At 70.4% G+C, this 466-nt stretch carries 2 pseudogenes; one reads left to right on the plus strand and one right to left on the minus strand.

The features are described 5' to 3' along the window. Positions 1-80, plus strand: a pseudogene (locus ADK55_RS40990) (transposase); the annotation flags it as partial. A gap of 10 nt (positions 81-90) precedes the next feature. Here the strand turns inward: ADK55_RS40990 and ADK55_RS19385 are convergent. After that, a pseudogene (locus ADK55_RS19385) lies at positions 91-466 on the minus strand (hypothetical protein); the annotation flags it as partial.

The raw sequence follows: 466 nt of genomic DNA on the forward strand, positions 1-466 counted from the left end.
GCCTTCAATACCGGCCCCACACCCTCGACGGCTTCATAGCCGGCACCGGACTCACCCTCGATGCGCCAACCTCACCCTGAAAAGCCGAAGTCAGTAACGGTCGGCGGTGGGGTGGGGCTGGAGCAGTCCGGCGTCGGCGAGGTCCTGAGCGCATCCGGTTGCCTGGCGCAGGGGTAAGTCGGCCAGGAGGGCGGCGCTCTGGCAGCTGAAATCGGGGCCGGCGGCGAGTGAGGCGCGGCGGAAGAGGGTGCGTGCGGGCGGGGGAAGTTGCCGGTAGGACAGGAAGAAGGCGGCCCGGACCTGTAGTGAGCCGGCTTGCAGGGTGTCCAGGCGCGTGGTGTCTTCGGCGAGCTGGGTGACGAGTTTGCCGAGGTGTTCGTGGGGCCGGGAGGCCAGGCGTTGTGCGGCGATGCGGACGGCCAGGGGCATGGGCCCGCACAGGTCGGGGAGGTCGCGGGCGGTCTCC

Source organism: Streptomyces sp. WM4235 (assembly GCF_001279725.1).
GTDB lineage: Bacteria > Actinomycetota > Actinomycetes > Streptomycetales > Streptomycetaceae > Streptomyces.